The 20,795-nt window shown below is 32.5% G+C and carries 19 protein-coding genes; 5 read left to right on the top strand and 14 right to left on the bottom strand.

Annotation, left to right across the window (positions count from 1 at the left end; genetic code table 11):
- Positions 1-38: 38 nt before the first annotated feature.
- Positions 39-515: a hypothetical protein gene (locus tag C1I91_RS01710; RefSeq protein WP_128210937.1), complete on the bottom strand. Its 477-nt coding sequence runs from the start codon at positions 513-515 to the stop codon at positions 39-41.
- Between the two features lie 373 nt (positions 516-888).
- Between C1I91_RS01710 and C1I91_RS01705 the strand changes: the two genes are divergently transcribed.
- Entirely contained in the window at positions 889-1,647 is a 759-nt protein-coding gene (locus tag C1I91_RS01705; protein WP_128210936.1) for a DUF975 family protein, read from the top strand.
- Positions 1,648-2,116: 469 nt separating this feature from the next.
- On the opposite strand, the gene C1I91_RS01700 is transcribed toward C1I91_RS01705, so the two are convergent.
- From C1I91_RS01700 to C1I91_RS01665, 8 genes are all read right to left on the bottom strand, one after another.
- On the bottom strand, positions 2,117-3,289 hold the full coding sequence (locus tag C1I91_RS01700) for a serine hydrolase domain-containing protein (RefSeq protein WP_128210935.1): 1,173 nt from the start codon (positions 3,287-3,289) through the stop codon (positions 2,117-2,119).
- A 485-nt stretch (positions 3,290-3,774) separates the two neighbouring features.
- On the bottom strand, positions 3,775-4,959 hold the full coding sequence (locus C1I91_RS01695) for a hypothetical protein (protein ID WP_128210934.1): 1,185 nt from the start codon (positions 4,957-4,959) through the stop codon (positions 3,775-3,777).
- Positions 4,960-5,249: 290 nt separating this feature from the next.
- Positions 5,250-5,909: a hypothetical protein gene (locus C1I91_RS01690; protein ID WP_128210933.1), complete on the bottom strand. Its 660-nt coding sequence runs from the start codon at positions 5,907-5,909 to the stop codon at positions 5,250-5,252.
- A gap of 342 nt (positions 5,910-6,251) precedes the next feature.
- Entirely contained in the window at positions 6,252-6,890 is a 639-nt protein-coding gene (locus tag C1I91_RS01685; RefSeq protein WP_205694267.1) for a uracil-DNA glycosylase, read from the bottom strand.
- A 426-nt stretch (positions 6,891-7,316) separates the two neighbouring features.
- The gene (locus C1I91_RS01680; RefSeq protein WP_128210932.1) at positions 7,317-8,408 is read right to left on the bottom strand and encodes a vWA domain-containing protein; all 1,092 of its coding nucleotides are present in this window, start codon (positions 8,406-8,408) and stop codon (positions 7,317-7,319) included.
- Positions 8,409-8,500: 92 nt separating this feature from the next.
- On the bottom strand, positions 8,501-9,160 hold the full coding sequence (locus tag C1I91_RS01675) for a flavodoxin family protein (protein WP_128210931.1): 660 nt from the start codon (positions 9,158-9,160) through the stop codon (positions 8,501-8,503).
- A complete protein-coding gene (locus C1I91_RS01670; RefSeq protein WP_128210930.1) occupies positions 9,160-9,792 on the bottom strand; it encodes a TetR/AcrR family transcriptional regulator in 633 nt (210 codons plus the stop codon). The genes C1I91_RS01675 and C1I91_RS01670 overlap by 1 nt, the downstream gene beginning before the upstream one ends.
- A gap of 138 nt (positions 9,793-9,930) precedes the next feature.
- Positions 9,931-11,112: an NAD-dependent epimerase/dehydratase family protein gene (locus C1I91_RS01665; RefSeq protein ID WP_164880409.1), complete on the bottom strand. Its 1,182-nt coding sequence runs from the start codon at positions 11,110-11,112 to the stop codon at positions 9,931-9,933.
- A 76-nt stretch (positions 11,113-11,188) separates the two neighbouring features.
- Between C1I91_RS01665 and C1I91_RS01660 the strand changes: the two genes are divergently transcribed.
- Positions 11,189-12,097 carry an AraC family transcriptional regulator gene (locus C1I91_RS01660; RefSeq protein WP_164880408.1) on the top strand — a complete coding sequence of 303 codons (909 nt, stop codon included), beginning with the start codon at positions 11,189-11,191 and terminating at the stop codon, positions 12,095-12,097.
- An 18-nt stretch (positions 12,098-12,115) separates the two neighbouring features.
- A complete protein-coding gene (locus C1I91_RS01655; RefSeq protein ID WP_128210927.1) occupies positions 12,116-12,574 on the top strand; it encodes a GNAT family N-acetyltransferase in 459 nt (152 codons plus the stop codon).
- Between the two features lie 135 nt (positions 12,575-12,709).
- Here C1I91_RS01655 and C1I91_RS01650 read toward each other — a convergent pair whose 3' ends face one another.
- Together C1I91_RS01650 and C1I91_RS01645 are read right to left on the bottom strand one after the other, a co-directional pair.
- A complete protein-coding gene (locus C1I91_RS01650; RefSeq protein ID WP_128210926.1) occupies positions 12,710-13,552 on the bottom strand; it encodes an acyltransferase domain-containing protein in 843 nt (280 codons plus the stop codon).
- Positions 13,553-13,815: 263 nt separating this feature from the next.
- Positions 13,816-14,451, bottom strand: coding sequence for a flavodoxin family protein (locus tag C1I91_RS01645; RefSeq protein ID WP_128210925.1), 636 nt, complete (start codon positions 14,449-14,451; stop codon positions 13,816-13,818).
- A gap of 620 nt (positions 14,452-15,071) precedes the next feature.
- Here C1I91_RS01645 and C1I91_RS01640 point away from each other — a divergent pair.
- Complete coding sequence (locus tag C1I91_RS01640) at positions 15,072-15,413, top strand: winged helix-turn-helix transcriptional regulator (protein ID WP_128210924.1); 342 nt, start codon at positions 15,072-15,074, stop codon at positions 15,411-15,413.
- Positions 15,414-15,710: 297 nt separating this feature from the next.
- On the opposite strand, the gene C1I91_RS01635 is transcribed toward C1I91_RS01640, so the two are convergent.
- Entirely contained in the window at positions 15,711-16,283 is a 573-nt protein-coding gene (locus C1I91_RS01635) for a TetR/AcrR family transcriptional regulator (protein WP_128210923.1), read from the bottom strand.
- Between the two features lie 137 nt (positions 16,284-16,420).
- Between C1I91_RS01635 and C1I91_RS01630 the strand changes: the two genes are divergently transcribed.
- Positions 16,421-17,668, top strand: coding sequence for a glycosyltransferase (locus tag C1I91_RS01630; RefSeq protein ID WP_128210922.1), 1,248 nt, complete (start codon positions 16,421-16,423; stop codon positions 17,666-17,668).
- 471 nt (positions 17,669-18,139) lie between these two features.
- Here the strand turns inward: C1I91_RS01630 and C1I91_RS01625 are convergent, their stop codons facing one another.
- Both C1I91_RS01625 and C1I91_RS01620 read right to left on the bottom strand, forming a co-directional pair.
- Positions 18,140-19,327 (bottom strand): helix-turn-helix domain-containing protein, encoded by a 1,188-nt coding sequence (locus tag C1I91_RS01625; protein ID WP_128210921.1) that lies wholly within the window; start codon positions 19,325-19,327, stop codon positions 18,140-18,142.
- A 293-nt stretch (positions 19,328-19,620) separates the two neighbouring features.
- Complete coding sequence (locus C1I91_RS01620; protein ID WP_128210920.1) at positions 19,621-20,622, bottom strand: acyltransferase family protein; 1,002 nt, start codon at positions 20,620-20,622, stop codon at positions 19,621-19,623.
- Positions 20,623-20,795: the final 173 nt, after the last annotated feature.

Genomic DNA, 20,795 nt, shown 5'->3' with positions numbered 1-20,795 from the left:
ACTATCTAGAAAGGTTGTAACTATAAAAGTATAAAACTTTAACCTAGGTCACTTCCACTACTCTTCTCTATTAATGCTTTTTGAAAAATCTTTATATTTGAATACAACCCACTAGCTATACCAACATATGCAATCATACTAGTCGTCAAAAGAAACAATAATTGATTTTCTATTAAAGTTGTAACTCTCATTGATGTTAATACTCCAACGATATCCATAAAACAACCTATTGCAAGTATAACCTTAACATGATGTTGAAGACTTTTCTTAAAAAATCGTATAAAAATGTACAAACTAACAATTACACTAATAGTCATTGTTATACTCAATTCCCTTGTAACATAGTATACAACAGCATCTCTCATACTATGATCTGTAAGTTTTGCATTGTAGCATAAAACGATACTATCTAGACTTAAAATAAAGATAAATACATATGCAACTATTGTAAGTATAAGTGTTATGGGATATCTAAATACTATATTAAGTATTTGCTTTAATTTTGAATCTTTCATATTACTTCCCCCTTTAAATACTAAAAACATATATACTTAAAACATAATTTTACCCTATGTTGTATTTTTTTACAATATGTGTATTTTTAATCAGCAAAAACTCACTCTACTCATAGGATATAAATATTTATAAAGATATTCATTAACAAGTTATTCTTCTTGAGTAATCGTGAGAAAAACAAAGAAAATTCGAGTAAACATCAAATGTTATCCTATTCATACATAAACTTAACCAATAAGTATGAGTATCTTTGCATTTATCGGCTTTGCTATAAGTTATTATATAACCTATAATATATTTATAGTTATTACTTAAATAAATATAATTTACCCCATAATTAAAATATAATTAATAAATTTATCGGAGGATATCATGTGGTCTAGAAAAGAATTAAAAGACAGAGCTAAAGAGGTTTTAAGTAAGATATATTTAGGTGCCTTTGGTGTCAGCTTAGTATTAGCACTTGTAGGAGGTACACACCGCTGGAGCAGCAACGGTTCTCATAACAATAGTTATAGCCATAATTTTTATTACAATCATTACAATAGTCATGGCTTTATAAACTTTCCTTTTACCAACTGGCCTTTTATACAATGGAGACATATATCATTCTTTTTTATAGCCTTTGTTGTAGTACTTGCATTACGTATTTTTGTAGGATATGCACTAGAAGTTGGCGGACGAAGATACTTTGTTCAAGCAGCTCAATATAAAGATAGACGTAATTGCTTTAGCTTTGGTTTTGATCAACAAAATCATATGTCAATAGTAACCACTATGTTATTTAAAAACATTCTTATATTCCTATGGACCCTTTTATTGATAATACCTGGTATCATCAAAAGCTACGCTTACAGCATGGTCCCATATATTCTAGCAGATAACCCGAATATCGGTGTTAGAAGAGCTATTGAGTTAAGTAATGAAATGACTAGAGGCCATAAGTTTGATATGTTTATATTAGATTTATCCTTCATTGGATGGTATATATTAGGTGCATTAGCTTTCGGTATTGGTACATTCTTTGTAATGCCTTATGAAAATGCTACAGATGCTGAATTATATCTAGTATTAAGAAGAGAAGCTTTATATCAAAATATGTGCAGCTATGACGAATTGTTATTAAGTTAAACAATATACTAAGTTACAGAAATATCCAAAGGATATTAATGCTGAAAGCTACAGTCTAAGCCTTCAGCACTATATCCTAATTTGATTATATATACTGTGCTTTACTCTTAAAATTATGTTAGCTTAACGAGTAAATGCAAATCTACATTTGTTTAAGGATGTATCACCTCAAGCTTCATAGAATCAACCTCCCCCTTTGACTCTAAGAAGATGGTTTGAAAACCGTGGTGGTGCATCTTTAATTTTGCCTATAGAACGCCTAACCTAACTATTAGCTTATATATGCCCCCCCATAAGCCAGGATCATCTAATTCCAATAATCTGCGATTTTCCAATAAGTATAAATTAAGTTTCGATATAAAGATGTACCACCTCGATCCACAATGTATTTTCAACACTCCTCTATTTTCTGATAGAAAAACTTGAGAATCTAAATCTTATTATAAAGTGGCGCATTTATAGGAACTCTTTATATGGCACTAAAAACAATATTGCGTAATTTTCTGGTAATGCTAGTGGTTCCCGAATCAGTTTTTTGCATCATGAATAAAAAGGTTAACTTTTCATTAGGACAGTTATTAAAATATGCTCCAAGCCATCCGTCCCAGCCGTATTCCCCAAGAAAGCCTAGATCTCCAGCTTTGCTGCAGTCAATCATCACACGCATCAGATTGCCATAGCTATGGCCTGAAAGGGTTATCCAATTATTGAAATTATTTTGCTGCCAGGTGTTTAGATTGGCCGAAGTTAGATATTCAACTGTTCTTGGTCTTAAGATTTGAACACCATCTAAGCTTCCCTTATTTATAAGCATTGTAGCAAACCTTGCATAGTCATCTATGGTTGAAACTAACCCTGCTCCACCGGATTCGAAGGCCGGTTCTCTATCCATGCTATTAATTATACCTAAGTGATTTTCTGTATATAATACTAATTCACCATTATTATCTGCATATGTTTTTACAAGTCTAGCTCTTTTTTCTTCTGGCACCCAGAATCCAGTGTCTTTCATACCTAGTGGTTGAAATATTTCTTCACTCAAGAACCCTCCAAAGCTTTTTCCACTAACAACTTCAACTATTGCACCAAGTACATCCGCAGAAGTTCCATAATCCCAGCTTGTCCCAGGTTGATAAGCAAGAGTACACTCTCCAAGCTTATTCATAGCTTCTACAGTTCCCATTGGTTCTTCACCTAACAGTCTTTTTCCTATCTCTTCAAGCAGAGCCTCTGTGTTCCTTCCAGCTCTATGTTCTCCCCCATATACTAACCCTGAGGTCATAGAAAGTAGATCTTTTATCATAACTTCTCTTTCCACTGGAACTAGTTTTCCTTCAATCTCTACCCTTTGATTTTTGAAACCTTTTAGATACTTGCTTACAGGCTCGTACAAATCGATTTCACCACGTTCTAAAAGTATCATTACAGCAGCAGCTGTCACAGGCTTTGACATGGAATATAACCTAAAGATAGAATCTCTTCTTATAGCTATCTCCTGCTCTTTATCAGCCATTCCATCTTCATGATAAAAAACTTCTTTACCATTCTTTAAAACCAACAAGTTGGCTCCAGCTAACTCATTGTTATTTATACTTGCTCTTAGTGCTTTTTTTATTTGGCTTATTTCAACCTCTCCCAGCATCTTCTCATCACCTCTAAATAGATTAATTTAATATTATATTACCCTATAAAAAATATATACTTTTACAACCTTTACATCAATACTTTATAAAGTTTTATTAAAAAGAATTTTAAAAAAAACACTCATTAAAACTAACCATTGCATAAACTAGATTCATAGACTATATTTTTTTAAGCATATACTTAATTTCAATACAATACTTTGACATAGCCTTCTTAAAAAGCATTTTATTTAATACTCTCATCTAAGTATTAAATGGTTATACACCTAAAATATACTCTATCTAAGCATATTTTAAGTAAATTCATCCATAAACTTAGTTCTGTGTTATTTATTTTTATTATATTACTTTTATTTAACTCACTTAGCTTACTATAGGGTTTTTATTCTAATACGTCTATGAATAAATCTTATACGTCATTAAATATATTTTTATGCTTATTACTGTATATATAATTACCACTATATTTATTATTATTTTTTTATTAATTATTTTTAATAAAAGAATTATTAATAGAAGAATTATTTGTTCCTACTCTCCATCCGGTATCAATGGGATATTCATCCTGATGCCTTAAGGATATTCGTCCGTCATCAAGCTGAGTTTCATCCGTATTATGCCTTAATCTGTTGATGTCCTCCATACATCTATCAAGTATGCTGCCTATGCTTTCAAAATCCTTGTGCTTCTTTTTTGTATTATTTCTCTTAAATATGCTTAAATCAAAATCTTTATCACGCTCTTCTAGAGCTTTTAAATCTCCTATGGGTTTAAAATAATTCAATATCTCCTGCTGCCTTAATAGGTGTTCATCATAACAGTCTTCACAGTCCTCTGACTCTTGATTCTTTTTAGCGTCTATTTCCATATCTAAAACTCTTTTATTTTCTTTTACATTAAAAAAATCAAAGCCATATAACTCTTTATATCTCTTTGCAGTTTCAGCTAAGGGCTCTATATTCTGTGTCATGAGATATTCTTTTTTATTACCATGTTCTGTTGAGCTGGAGCAAGTTTCTTTTCCAAACTCCTCTACTTTATGCAATTCATTAATATCTTCTACCACTTGTTCATATTCTGTTAAATCTTCATCACTCAAGGATGAACCTTCAGGATAATCTACTATCTCATCTTCCTCTACAACATGTGCGTTATAAAATGCAGCCTTTTCTTTAAGTCTTTGGTCATCATACTCATCATAATATCCGTAATCATCTTCCTGCTGAATTAATTCTTCATAATCATTAACCTCATCTAACGGATTAAGTTCCTGTTCCTCACACTGGCTGAATACATCATTGAATTTGTCCTTCTTTCTACTAAAATTATGCATATTGTACTCAAATATTAATTCTATATAGTTATCACCTAAGGTGTAATATGAATACTTCCCATTGGCTACAACAGTCTTATGCTTCAAAATATTTAGCTTAACCAGTTTTTTAAACCTTCTATATACACTATCTGCATTGCTAAGATTTAGAATAGGATATTGTTTAATAATTCCTTCATACTTAACCCAATAATATATCTCTTTATCGATAACCTGATTTCTCATCTTAAAAGATTCCATAAAATCAACAAAGTATCTAAGTATCGCCGCGTCCTTGATGTCTAAACCAAACTCCATAAGCTTCTCTTGATTAAACCCCATGATTGAATACTTCATAATACCCCTCCAAAAATTTTTTTAATTTAATTTACCTTTTAAGCATTATATATGCAGTATTCAAGTGATTTGGGGAATTTTTTTATTTCTTAAGAATTTTGTAATAATATAGTTTTGTTCTAGCTCACAACAAAAGCCTAGCTTATACTTAAAGATATCTTTAAGCATAGTCTAGGCCTTTTAACACGGCATCTTAGAAGAGCCTTATTTCATTATGTTTTATTGTACCATCTAAAAGTATTAGTTCATTCTAAAAATAATACCTTCAGATTAAAATAGTCCATTTTTAGTTACTTTATATTTATTTTAATATCCCCATTCTTATTTATAGCAGTAACATAACAGCTTGTGGAATACGAATCACCCTTGTCAGTTTTTATTACTAAACGTAAAGTAATATCTACTATATACTTTGGATTTCCTCCCGCAACCTTTTCCCAGCTATAGCTATCAAGGCTAATCTCTTGCACTTTATCTGGAACTTGATTCTTAAAGGATTGATAGTTCAAATCTAAATTCTTTTTTTCTTTATCCGTTAAAGGAACAGCTGACCACTTATCAGCATCATCTTTTGAGTCATCATATTCATTTGATACCACTTTGCTACTCACAGCATTAATTCCGTTTAAATAATAGTCTTTAGCTATAGAAAAGGCTTCATCTATTTCTTTATATTTTCCCTTTTCATATTTTAATTCAGCATCCTCACCCTCATTTATTACAGTAATTCCTCCATTACTAGCGGTACTAGAACTTGAAGAACTGCTAGTACTAGTGCTACTATCACTGCTAGCGCTATTAGTTGAAGTTTTAGAGTTTGAATCATCTTTCTTAGTCTCAACAGTAGTTTTAGCCTCACTCTTAGCTTCATGTTTTACACTCTTGCTACATCCTGATAAAGATAATACCATAGCTACACACAATGTTACTAATATAAATTGTTTTTTCATAAATTGTTACTCCCTCTCTCCCTAAAAAACTGAAGTCTATTGTAACCTAGATTTCAGCAAATACTAAGTTTAATTAAAATTATAATATTATTAACTTAATTTTATATAATTCAGTTATATTACAATTCTAATAGCAAATTTTGTCAAAATCAAGCGTATTTTTGTATTTTTTGATGTAATAATATATTAAGGTTGCTTTTTACCAACACCAAACCTATTAATTGATTTTTACGTTGAGATATCTATCTTGGTGTAAAACACTCCGAAATCAAACTATCTTCCTTAAAAAACACTGATTATCATTTTTCCCTCATTTGCATAAGCATCAAATCGAATTAACAATTAAGTCCTGTCTATTATTGATTTGATCCCCTGAACAAAATCATTTTTCCCACCTTGAGCAGGATGCCTTACCTTATGACAACTGATGCCTAACTTATTAAGACTTTCCTCTGCCTTGTTTCCCATAGCAATGACCTTTTCAATATTAAATAATCTAATTATCTCTATAAGAGGCTTTTCTCCTATTAGAAGCTCTTTTTTTAATGGTGTTCTATTGCTCTCTCTATTGCCTTCTTTATGAGGATGAAAGGGAAAAGCATTCCATCCTAAAACTTTCACATCATACTTTATAAAAGTCTGCCATACTATTGTTGCTGTTGGTTCCTTAAGAAGTTTGTCACTCTCTATAGGCAGTTTATAACCTTTATCCTCTCCAAATAGATTCATTCCCTCCATATTGTTAATTAAAAGATATTCACTACTAAAGGGCACCCCAGTAAGGCGACAACCTCTATACCCAGGAGCTTCTCCTACTAATATAAATTTAGGTTTTAAAATACTCATTTCCTTTAAATAAATTAATAAATTGTCTCTTCTTATAGCATTTTCTTCATATTCATAGGAGTATTGATTAAACACATTTGATGTAACCTCTGTTGCTGCCAAATCTTCTATAAATCTTATTAAATCCTCTATCATCTACCCAACTCCATTTTTCATTAGATGTACTTTCTTCAAACAATATAAGTATCAAGCTTTAGCATCAGTTCTGCTCTCAATAAATCCTTTAAGACCTTTACTGGACGTACATCTTATTCTTTAAACCTTTAAATCCTATAAAGAGCTCTTAATTTCTCCCCTTAGAACCAAGATATTGTTGAGAATATATTTTACAGCGTATTTATCAGTCATATATTTTTCCTAAAAAGCTCTAATATATACTTACTTAAAATTAAGCCCTACTGTTTATCTATGTTTAACAATATGAGAAAATCATAACAATTCTCTCTGTAACCTCATATAAGCGTCCTCCGACTGACCACTTAATTTCTACACGTTACTTTAAAAAAACATTGTTTACATGAAAAAGAGGACCTACAAAAATGTATGTCCTCTTTTCTATATTTATCTATCCCAATCCTCTACCTCATAAAGCAAACTAGTATTAGCCATAAGCTTTCTATTATAGGAGGTGGATTGAATAAATACTTTATACTTATCCATTAATACTGGCTTCAAGGTTTCAAGTACACCTCTTATATTTTGCTGTGGACTGAGCTTTAGCATATCTCTAACCTGCTCACCATTAAATATTTTCCCTGTTTCCTTTTCGTATAGTAGTACCTCTTTATTAACCCCAACCTTTTCAGTCTTTGTTAGCTCATAAAATCCTCTACCTACCTTAAAAGATATTCCTTGCTCCAATATAAATTCTTTTATGCTCTGCTCTTTATCTACGGTTAGTACTTGGAAACGACCATCTGGCACTGGGTTCAGTCCATCTTCACTTACATACTCTTCTATCTCCCTATAGCTTAACTTTTGAATAGAACTCCTAATGTTATAGTTCATTCTGCCCTTTGATCTAAGCTCTTCAGCAAAGCTCATAAGGCTGTCTTCTCCATCTTGTTTATAGCATATAGCCATTATCAAATCTGGTATATTTGCAAACTGATCTAAGGTTAAGTAAAAACCACCAGTTTTATTTGCTATCTCCTCATAAAATGGTTTAGAGTGCTTTCTTACTCCAGGCATAGCATGGATTCCATAAACGTTTATCCCACTCTCTAGAAGAAGTCCTAATTCATTTCTCCAATCAATATTATTTACGTTTGCAGGATAATTAGGACCGTGAGGTACGTCATCACCTATTATAACTAAAACCTTAGATGTTCCTGACTTCCAAGAGAGGCTAGTCCTCGCTTTATTTAATACTAGTTCATAGCATTCAGGCGCATCTCCCCCATATGTCGGTTCCACTGTTGTAATAAAATCAATTATTTCCTTTTCGTCACTTGAAAAGTCCTTAATCTTTATTACGTAAGGCTTTTCTGCATCACAGTAGTCTCCATGAGCTATTATAGATATTCTTAAACTAGGAATATCTGAAAATAACTTACTAACTATCTGCTTTATGCTTCTCCTAACCTGTGTTAAACATGGATACATCGAACCTGTAGTATCGAAACTGATACATACATCTATACTGCTATTCATAAGCTCCCATCCCAATAATTTCTTACCTGATAAATATATTCAAAGGGATAGAGCTTTATTCAATGGACAGGGGGACGGAGCTTTCGTCCCAACTATATCCAACTTCTTTCCTTCCACACCTTTGTTTCATATTGGAAGTACTTCTTATTGTTCTTTATGATACTTTTCATTGAATAAAAGTAAAGCTTGTTCATTAATGTTGGTTTCAATTTCTTTTGTCCAGCCAATATCATATTTACCTTTGTAGCCAGCTTGTTAAAATCCTCTTCATTAAACTTGTCATTATCTATCTTAATCACCGACCCAAGCTTTATCGCACCAAATAACAGACCTATTTTTGTAAGATATTTATCAGCTTCTTTTTCTCCACTTCCATTGGTAGTAATAAAATTGATAAATGGTTTTCCAATATGGTCAAAGGTATGTAGTCCAATAAGTGATCTTTCTATAAAGTTCTGAAATATGGAACTTACATGATTAAAATGAACTGGCGAAGCAAAAATCAATAAGTCCGCCTCTCTCATTGACTTCTTTATAGCTATAAAATCATCATCTATTGGACAGCTGCCATTTTTACTACACAGCATGCACCCTTTACATGGTAGTACGTCTTTTTCTGACAAAACTATCACCTCTGATTGAATCTCCTTCCCTTTGTTAACCAATAAATCAAGAAAACTATTAACAATGCTTGCTGTAACCGAGCTCTCTGAAGGCTTAGGACTCCCAACTATCGCGACAATTTTCTTCATTATAATTCTCCTTTAAATAAATTACTTATGAAATTAAAGGTATTACTTTTAGCTCCCAAAACACGTGTAAGCAACTCCTCAAATGCAGTGACTTTATAACGTAATATATCTTCCTCCCATTTGAATAGATCTGCATCTAGATAGAAATTTGAAAGTGTCAAAATCATCTCAGCAGTTTCTTGAGGACAACTTACATTAAAGACTCCTTCTTTAACCCCCTGTGTTATAATTTCTGAGTAAAGCGGTGCACTTTTCTTAATAAGAATAACCATCAATTTCTGATGAAATATTGCATTTGATGGAGAATTGATTTTTTCATTCTGCTCATTATTGCTACTAGCAATTTGTATTCCTATCAAGATGATTTGCTTAAGCCTTTCATCAGCTTTTAACTCTTTCTCATCCCTCTGCGCTAACTCCATAATCCAGCTATTTACGTACATTTCTATTGCTGCATCTGCACATTCTTCTTTAGAAGAAAAATAGTGATAAAATGCGCCCTTCGAAATATTTAATGCCTGAATAATATACGATAGTGTTGTATTCTCATAGCCATTAGCTATAAATATATCCCATATTCTTTCTAAAAGTTCATTTCTTTTATTATTAAAGTCTTTGTTTGTTCTTGCCATAATACCTCCTTAATAATAAACCGACCGTTGGTTTAATTATATGCCCAGATACATAATTTGTAAATAGCCCTTTTCAATAAAATAACCAGCAATCTCTGAAGACTGCTGGTTATTTTATTAAAATTATTACTTCAATACTTACTCAAAATTTTGTTTGATGAAATTAATATAGTCTTTTTTTACAACCTCACTAGGGTTATCTTTGAACCATTCATAAGATTCCTTTAGTCCTTCAAATAAATCCTTTTCTTCTCCCAATAGATTAGCTTGTCTTGATACATCCAAACTATATTCATAATCATAAAATGAGAAGTAATCTCTTTGGTTATTATGACTAGTTACATATACCTTTTCCAAAGGCACTCCTACCACCTTATAACATAGCTCAACAAAGGTATTTATATCTACCAGCTCTGAATTGCCAACATTATATATATGTTCTTTAGGATGCTTTTCTAAGATATTATCAATGACTTTACATAGGTCTTCAACATGAAAAAATTGTAGCTTCATTGTGCCATCATTAGGTATATAAAACTTCCTATTTTCTAAAGCACATTCAAACACAAATGGCTCTCTATATACATTTTGCATGGGTCCATATAAGTAAGGAGGTCTTAGAATATAAGCATTAGGAAATCTAGAAAACAAGTACTTCTCTGCCTCAATCTTATCTTGTCCATATTTTCCCCATATTGAGTTTCCCCCTACACTTTGATTTTCAGAAAATGGCTGTAAGTTTGTTTCTGGATAAACAGCGGAAGAGCTGATAAATATGTAATCTTTAAATGCTCCAACTGCATCTAATATATTTTTAATATCTTCTCGGTTATATCCACATACATCTATTATGGCATCAAAGCAATACTTTTGTAGACAATCTCCTAAGTTATTTCTATCTGCACATATTAAATTAACGTTCTCCAATTGAGGCTTAGTACCTCTATTTAAAACATAGACCTCATGACCCTTTGACTTAAAGTATTTCGCTACATACTTACTAACAAATACAGTGCCACCTGTAACCAATATACGCTTCATAAAATCCTCCTTTTCTACACAGTTATTATCATCTACAGGCTCGCTTTTAAAACGATCTTGAAACAAATATCCGTAACGTTCATACCTCTTATTATACCAGATACTGTAACTTACATTAATTCTTTTCATAATTTTAGAAATAGGTTCTTCTACTTCCTTTATTAATAAATGTACATGATTGCGCATAAGGCAATAGGCGTAAATCTCAAATTGGCTTATTGATTTGTAATACTCTAGAGTGTCTATTAATCCCTTTCTATCTTCGTCATCCTGTGACACCAAATAAAGCAAAAAACATCGAGAAACTGTTTAAGATATGTCATATAATTATAAACATCAGGGGGGATATTACACTATGGATTATTACACCTTAATCGAAGATTCTATTAACTATATTGAAGATAACTTACACTCAGTAATCAGTTTGAAGGACCTATCAGAAAATGCTTATCTTTCGCCTTATCACTTTCATAGAATCTTTAAGGCTTTAGTTGGCGATACGTTGATGGATTATGTAAGAAAGCGCAGGGTAAGCGATGCAGCTTTAAGGATTGCTAGTACCAATAAAAGGCTGGCGGATATAGCATATGAATACAATTTTTCGTCACAAGATGTTTTCTCAAGGGCATTTTTCCGTGTATATGGTATGACACCAGGAACCTTTCGCAAACTTAAACCAGAGATTCAATTATTCGAAAAAACAAATCTAGTTATTAGTTCTAAGCTATCTACAAGGTTAATTAATGATATGCATATTCCAAGGATTGTTATTAAAAATAATTTTCTTGTGGTCGGCATGGAATGTACTGTTTCCAGAGCTGAATTAGGCCTTGATATTCTTACAGAAGATAAATGGAGCGATCATGAGATAAGAAAAATGCACGATGACTTCTTTGGCAGTCTGCAATGGAAGGTAAAAAATAAAGTGACTACCTCTGATTGCATCGCAGCTTACTTGAGAAATGATGATAATTCTTTAACTGACTTGGCATGTATCGAAGTTAGCTCATTTGAAGATGTTCCTGAGAATATGGTATGTAGAATAATCCCATCTCAAAAATATGCTATGTTCAAATTTGAAGCAGATAAATCCGCTGAGTATATTACTCCTTTTGATCTTTCCATTTTAACTGATTATATCTATGGAGTATGGCTGCCTGATTCAAACTACGCATTAGCAGAAGCAGCAAGTCTTGAGATATGGTTACCTACAGACAATTCTCTTAATCATTGTGAGGCAAATATCTATATCCCAATAAAATAACTTTACGGAGGTAATTCGATGTTAACTATAAGCAAAGCTTTAACTGAAGATGCAGAAGCTCTAACAAGTATTTCAACAACTTCCTTTAATCACGACTCTAAAACTTATCTTGGAAAGGAAATAGGTCCATACGGCTACAATCTAGTAGAATGGCACCTGGACAGAATGGACAAGTCAGACTATTATAAAATTCTAAATGATAACAACATAATAGGAGGCATCTACGTATCTAAGGTTTCAGATAGCCATTATCAGCTACAATGTATATTTATTCATCCTCAGTATCAAAACAAAAAGATAGGAACAAAAGTTATAGATATGATAGAAGAGTCCTATCCTTCTGCAGAAAAATGGACTCTAGATACCCCTTCATGGAATCCAAGAACAAATAACTTTTATAAAAAGCTTGGATACACAAAGATTGGTGAAGAAGATTTAAAGTTCTTAATTCTTAATCTTTATGAAAAAGTAGTTTGAACTCTCTATGAATTAATTACACTCTGATTAACAATTAACTTATTCCTTGGATGTATCCTCCCTGAAAAATTACTATACAACAACTCCTCTATCTATGTTGAACAGCTTCCTGTTAACTGTAATCAGAGAAGTTTTCTAACCTACATCTGGGACGAAAGCTCCGTCCCCGTGTCCCAAAATCAGCTTTCCAGAAGCCCACTCTATTTTACCCTTATTCAGCAAATATGGCTTAAGCTTTTTTTGCAGTGAAGTATCTTCTGGTAGCTTTTCTAAAGGAATATCTCTGGTTCCATATACCCAATCCATAAAAGCTAAACTGTCTTCCTCTACATGCTGAACTTCAAATGATTTCTGGAACTGCATTATCCTAGAGCTTTCAGGTAAAACATGCTTTAATGATGGCGCAAGTAACCAGGAACTGCAAACCATATCTGCCTTCATAAACTCTGGATAATACCTTTTGAAAAAGTCTACGGCTTCCAGATAGGATCTACGCAACTTGGTTAAGGTTATATCCGCATCTGCAGGAATATGAATATTAATTAGGGGGCTATCATTTTCCATTCTCATCTCATACTCAAGCTCTCCAATTCTATATTCCACCATAGAGAGCTGATGAACTGCCCACCATCCCCATACATAGCGATAGCTTCCATGATTGTCCTTATAATCCTGTAGAAATCTAGGGAAAAACTTCATGGTAGAGATAAATATTTCTTTCGGTATACCAAGCTCTTGGTACTTATCATAAACCTCACAGGCACACCTCAACTGGCAGGACAACATATTCATTCCATCTTCATCATCACCAAGTAAAAGTCTTAAGCGTTCAAGGGCTCCCTCCCAACACTCTGGGTGCCTCATTCCCTCTATCTCCTGCTCCATGCTTTCAAAATCTAAATTCTTCTCACACTCTAATAACTTATTCACAACTTCGCTTTGTATCTCTAGCATTTTACAAATATCAATTATCTTCATTGCATTTTCCTCAATCTCTTTCTAATTTCTCAATCCCAATTTATCTTTATATTAATAGTTCATCCTGCCTTGCCTTAATATGCAATAAATCCTTTATAAGCAAGATTCTATATGCTAAGTATACTATCTAGTTGCTAACTTTTCAAAGATATCTATAATCTATGAATTGTAATTTAAGTTTTAGATTATACCCTTTATCTATTTCATTAAAAATGATTTATATCTCACACTATCGATTCTATTTATCTAAATGCACTCAAAATTTATCTTATAAAATTGGTAAATATTTTATCTTCTCTTTCGTTTTCCTTCACGTTATTTTTACTGGAATCAAGTGCCTTTAATAACCACGACATATTCTTTCCTAGAACGCTCATAATCTGCATTCCTTCTTCATCTTGTTTGGCTTCTCCAGGAGTTGTGCCATGAATTACATTCCAATAATTTGATGTGGGCATTACCATCTCTGAATAATTGATGTAGTTATTTAGCTGTTCAAAGGTTGGAACACCACCAGATCTTCTTACTGCTACAACGCTAGCTCCTACCTTATGTCTAAGCATTCCATTATTCACAGATGTAACTAGAAATGCACGATCCAAAAATGATTTCATGGTTCCTGGTATAGCAGCATAATGTACAGGAGAACCTAAAATAATTCCGTCAGCTTCCTTCATCTTTTGAATCCAATCATTGACTTCATCGTTCTGTATGACACATCTTTCGTTCATGTTTCTACTGCAGCCACCGCAATCTACACATCCACGTATTATCTTATTTCCAACATGAACGATCTCCACCTCTATATTATCTTTCTCTAGCTCTGCTGCTACAGCCTTTATTGCCTCATAAGTGTTTCCATTCTTTTTAGGACTTCCATTAAAAGCAACTACTTTCATATTAATACCTCCATATAATTTATTTTCAAACTTGGGTTTATTATATGGCTGGATAATATATGAGACAAGTACGCACTTTTTCGTTAGATAACTTACCTTTAAGTAAGATTTATTGTAGTAACTATATTAATATAAAATAATTTTTAATCAAAATACCTATGTTTATTTTGATATAGTAATTTGTTATTATAAAGTTACTTAGTATATACTGTAAATCTAGTTAATAGTTATAGGTATGCTCCATTGACTATTAATCTATGTATGTTAGAAAGACCTCAAAACCCTTGATTATCAAATATTTATAAGTTAATTTTTAGTAATTGGAATCTCTAGAGAACCAACTTTAACTCTTAAGTGATCCATGGCTGATTATTGCCAAAACCTATAATAGTCTAGCCCATAGAACACTGGATAATCTAGTCCACAGAGTCCTGGATTATCGAGCATACATAAATTAAGTTTTCGTAAAGAATACCTATAGGTAATCAACTTCAACTATTAATTTATACATACCACAAAATCACCAGAAACTAGGATTTCATAACAAGCATAAATTAAGGTTTCATAAAGATTTCCTATATATAATTAAATCATATTAAATATAAAAGGTAGGTACTCAAATGCTAAATTATAATGGTAGGCAATATATATGTTTATTAGACTTTGCAATGGATTTTATCAGAGGCAAATGGAAGGCAGTTTTATTGTGTCATTTATATGATGAACCTAAAAGATTTTTAGAGCTACAACGAATAACTAAAGGAATAAGCCAAAAGGTGTTGAATGAAAAACTCAAAGAATTAGAGAATGAAGATTTAATAAATAAGAAGATTTACCCTGAAGTACCACCAAAGGTTGAATATTACCTTACTGAAAAAGGAAGAGACCTTACTAAAATCATTAAGGAAATTGAGTCTTGGTCTATGAAATACTACCCTCACCTAGATAGCGGATGCAAATAGCCTCACATAGTATATAAGTTCTATTTAAGTTATTTTGATTAAGAAAGTTATTGGAGCGTTCTTGCTGAAATCACTTTATGAATAAAACTTATATATTCTATATTTTCCAAAACTATTAATTCATCAATAATTTGTAATTTAGTATAAAAGCAATAGACTTATGCCCACCTCGATGCAAGGTGGGATTTGATTTTGCTGCTATAATTTTACGCTTTATTTCTTTACACATTTTTAAATATTATAATAGTCTCTATACCACTTATGAGATAATTCACCGTTCTAAATTCAACTACTATTCTATACCTTTTTACTCTGAAGTCGCTTCATAACTCCATTTTCCATAAGGTCATATATTAAAGAAACTAACTCTTCTGCAGGCAGTATCTTACCCTGAATAAACCAATAGCTCATCAAACCTATCATAGCTGAAAGAATAAATTCTAAAATAAAATCGAATTCTACAGTATCCATATCGTATTTACCAAGAAAGGCTTGCCTAATTATAGGCTTAGTTGAATTTTTCAGCTTACTGGCAAATGCAGGATCACCCTTATCACCAAGCAGCACAGAATAGTATTTGCTGTTCTGTTCATAAAGAGCCATAAACATATTAAGGGGAGTGCCTATACTTTCATTTGGTATAGAAATTGGGGGTAGCTCATGTACTGCAGGTATTAGAGACTCCTCAATCTGTTCCATTACATCATAAATATCTGTAAAGTACTGATAGAAGGTTCCTCTGTTATAACCTGCTTTCTCTGTTATTTCCTTTACAGTTATTTTTTCAATTCTTTTCTCACAGTATAAGGCCCAGAAGGCATCAATCAAGTTCTGCCTGGTCTGTGCGGTTACTGTTGTTTGCTTGTTCATCCTTGCAATCCTCCTGACTTTCCCAGCAACATTAAAATCGAACATTCTTAGTCTGATTGTTGGTTGATTGAGTGTTAAACTCCAATTATACTGTAAACATACAATAGGTTGTGTGATAATACAAGGGGGAATATTACATGATTACAATACTTTGTTCAGGTTCAAGAGGGGACTTTCAGCCATATATTGCTTTGGCACAGGAGCTTAAGGAATTAGGAAAGGCCGTTCGTATTACTGGTATGATAGAGTTTGAAGGCTTTGTTAAAAGCTATGGGATAGATTTTTACCCTATACAAGCAGATTTTAAAACCCTTAATGTTGATGAGACCATGCTTAAGGAAGCTCAATCAGCGGACAATCCGTTGAAGATGCTTTTAACCTTCAATAAGATGAAAAAGTACGGACTAAGCATAGCTAATGAATTTTATGCTGCCTGTGAAGGTAGTGAATTAGTTATTTATCATCCTGGCTGCACCATAGGCTATTTTGCAGCAGAAAGACTTGGAATACCTGCTATCTTGGCCTCTCCCTTCCCAATGCACAAAACAAAAGAACAAACTTCTGTAATCCAGTATGGAAGAATTAAAGCCTCTCCACTTAAGAATATAATTAGCTACCATATGCTTCAAGGCATGTTATGGCTGGCATCAAACAATTCAGTAAGATATCTTTGGAAGAAAGATTTTGGAGGACTTCCAAAGAACTTTGGTAAGCCTTATGAACGCCATTTAGATAAAAGTCATCCTTCTGTTATATCCTGTAGTAACTTCGTTTTCAAGAGACCTAGTGACTGGAATGAAAACATACACCAATATGGATATTGGTTCGTAAAGGAACAAACAGAATATACTCCTTCAAAAGAGTTAGAAGATTTTTTAAACTCTGGTGATAAACCTGTTTATGTTGGTTTTGGAAGCGTATTTCATAAGGATCAGAAAGAAACCTTATCAAAGCTAGTTATAGACGCCCTTTCAAAAGCAAATAAGAGAGGGATCATCTGCGGAATGGGTAAGCTTGATAATCTTCCAGATAATATAATAGCTATAGACAGCATACCTCATACCTGGCTTTTTGAGAAAGTATCAGCAGTATGCCATCATGGAGGAGCTGGAACAACCTCAGCAGGTTTTGCAGCTGGTGTACCAAGTGTTATTATACCCTTTGCCAATGACCAGCATGCTTGGGCCCACAGAGCTTATGACCTTGGAGTAGGTTCAAAACCCATCCCAATAAAGAAGTTAACGTCTGATAATCTTGCTGAAGCTATCAACTATGCGCTTCAAGACAATATTGTTGAAAATGCAAAGAAACTATCAATAAATATCTCCACTGAAAATGGCGCTAGAGAATGTGCAAAAGTTATTGTAGACAGTCTAAAGATGTAATTCTATGAAAATTTATTCTATGCACCTTGTAGTATGGGACAGAAGTATTCTACCAAAAATATTGATTAAGTTCTTTGATTTTATTATTTAACTTAGAAACACAATCTTTTTATTTCTAAAGTTAATTATCAACATTAAATATCTTAGAATTGATATAGAAGTTAAAAGCAAAAAAGGTGCTACATCCTCACAGGATTAGCACCTTTTTTCTTAACGGGTTTCATTAAAGCCCAATAGCCCTAAAATAAATATAATACTAAGTTTTTATAACAAAGTCGCTGAAGCGAACTTCTTAAGTGAGACTTTTTGCGCATCGCCTTTTCTGAACGAATGTGAATAATTTCTGGGCAGCAACATAACTTTATTTTTACAGTTTACCATAGACAGCTACTCTAAGGACTTGATATCGCTAGGATTAGATATCAAAAAAACTTATACTGTCCTTAACAGTAAAAAATATCTCCTTAATTGCTATAGCTTCCTTGCCTTAATTACAAAGGTTACAGGAAGCATCTTGGCTTTTTTAGCAAAGTCACTATCCTTATATAATTGAATAATATCATCGTCAGATTCTTCAACCATTTGGTCAATGATAAATCCTGCTTTTGTTAATGCATTAATATAGGTCGATAGCTTGCGATCCGCTAAAGATATTGCCCCTCCTTCAAGAGGTACGGAATACCAAGATTCATCAAAATAACTTTTTTTAAAAGAAAGTAAATCATCTTCCATAGCTACGCATTTATGTATTGGGTGAGACCAACTAAAAATAAATACACCATCCTTTTTTAAATAAGTAGCAATCCTACTGAAAGTGCCTTCAAGATCAGTGGTCCAGCCAACACCGTAAATGGAATAAACAAAATCAAAGTAATCTACTGGTATTCCACAATCTTCTTCCATTGGTGAACAAATTAAATTCGCAGAAAGCCCCTTTGATGATAAGTATTCCCTAGCCTTCTCTATTTGCTTTTCAGAAATATCTATGCCCCATAGTTCAGAAGCTTTGCGATCTCCATGATATCTTAGAGAATTCCCTATTCCGCAACCTATTTCTAATAACTTTTTTCCTGATACATCTCCAAAGAGATGACACTTTTCCTCGGAAATAAATGCGCCATATTTAGGAAGCGCAGTTGTACCAATAACTTCGTTCCCTTTAGTGTCCCAAAATGAACTATTTATTTTATGGATATTATTCTTGTCCATATCAACTGAAATAGCATAACTAACTTCACCAGCACCTATGATGTTAGTTCTATGATTAGGATCTTTTTTCATAACGTTTCCCTCCATTAATATCAGTTTAAAAGTTAAGCGAGGAAATGTTTTCGTAGTAACCCCATCATCTCTTACAAAAGATGGTGCTATTCCATGAAATCTACTGAATGCTCTTGAAAAAGCAGCTTGAGACTCATATCCATAGCGTATAGCAACATCAATTATTTTTTCGCCTCTTTTAATATCTATTGCAGCCATAGCTAATCGCCTAAGGCGAATATACTCAGATAATGGAATTTGAGCTAATAAAGAAAAAACTCGACGAAACTCACACTCAGAGCAATTCATAATCTTTGCCGCTATATTATAATCAATATCGTAAGACAGATTATCTTCAATATAATCAAGTGCTTGATTCATGGACTTCTGCCAATCCATAACCTCACCCCCTATTTACAAATATATCAATAATTCAGGAAACAGACATTGCATTAGGTGTATTTTCATGCAATGAAGATTATATAAATACTCCTTAATAGAAATTCATTATTAAACTCAGTATAATTTTTATCGTATGATTTAGTTAGTCGCATAATTTAATTATACAATTAATGTGAGTTCTTCGGAATTCACATTTTTTTGTTTCTGCAAAAAAATGACTGCTACAAAACTAACTATGTTAGTTTTGCAACAGCCACTTCTTCTCTATTATTTATTTTAACCGCTCTAGTTTACCTTAAGAGAATTCTCTTTAACTTAGTTCTTCGTAAAATTGCTATGATTAAAGTAGAAATACATAAAGTAAGGATAAATCTAACCACTGTATTGCCAAAAAGCATTGGAACAAACGCTCCAAGTGCAAGCAATATTATTTGATGAGAGCAATACAGCCCTACACTGTATTCTCTACAAAGCGTACAAACTTTTCTTGAAATATTTTTCTTATAGTTAGTAGCCCAAATAAATATAAATGGAGCTGCAATTATAGAAGATAAATACATATTAGCATCTTTAGCAATACCGCTTTTATTTAATATAAAGGTCTCAACCAATAGTACTATTATGAAAATTATGCTAAGTAGGCCTGAATTCTTTATTCTTTCGTTTAACTTATATTTGCTTATTAATGCGCCCATAGATACAAAAAGCATGGATTCAACAATTCCTATCTGTGGAAGAAGTGCAATTGCATTATATCCCTTAATTACTGGTCCAAGCATAGTTTTCATAAATAATCCATAGTAAGTATCTGCGCTTGCGCCAAATAAAAATAGTATTATTCCTATTATAAGTAAAGGAAGTATTTTATCTTTTTTTAGTAAAGGTGCTATTATAAATATAGTAATAATTAAAGAAGCTATATACCAAAGGCTTCCAGATACACCTATAAGTAAAAATCTTATGATGATCATTATTAGTGGCAATTTTAATATACCTAAAACAATTGGAAATAACGTGATAGACTCAATAAGAACCCACGCAAAGTAGAGAATTAATAATCTTTTTAATGTAGTACTAGGTTCTTTTGGTGATTGAATTCGTTTGTATAAAAAGTAACCTGAAACGATAAAGAAAAATGGTACTGCTAGCCTACAGATTCCCATACTTGTTGCCATCCACAAGTCTTTGTTTACAGACTCTAAGGCCCTAGTATGAATCATCATAACTCCAATAGCAAATACCAAACGTAATAAATCAACCATTCCATAGTAAGGATTATTTTTTGTTTCCATAATCACTATCCCCTGTTAAAATTATTCCTAGTTTCCATTACTATTTGCTGGGCAAATGCTTCAAGTTCACTTGAAGACGATATCATAATTACATAAATAATAAAATCAAGAGTACTCCCATAGTTAAAGTATTCCATCTTTTTACTGTTTATGCAATATTTAATTTCTAGGCT

This window comes from Clostridium manihotivorum (genome assembly GCF_004015185.1).
GTDB classification, from domain to species: Bacteria; Bacillota; Clostridia; order Clostridiales; family Clostridiaceae; genus Clostridium_AR; species Clostridium_AR manihotivorum.
The sequence above is the reverse complement of the archived record's forward strand: the minus strand, read 5'-3'. Positions and strand labels throughout refer to the sequence as shown.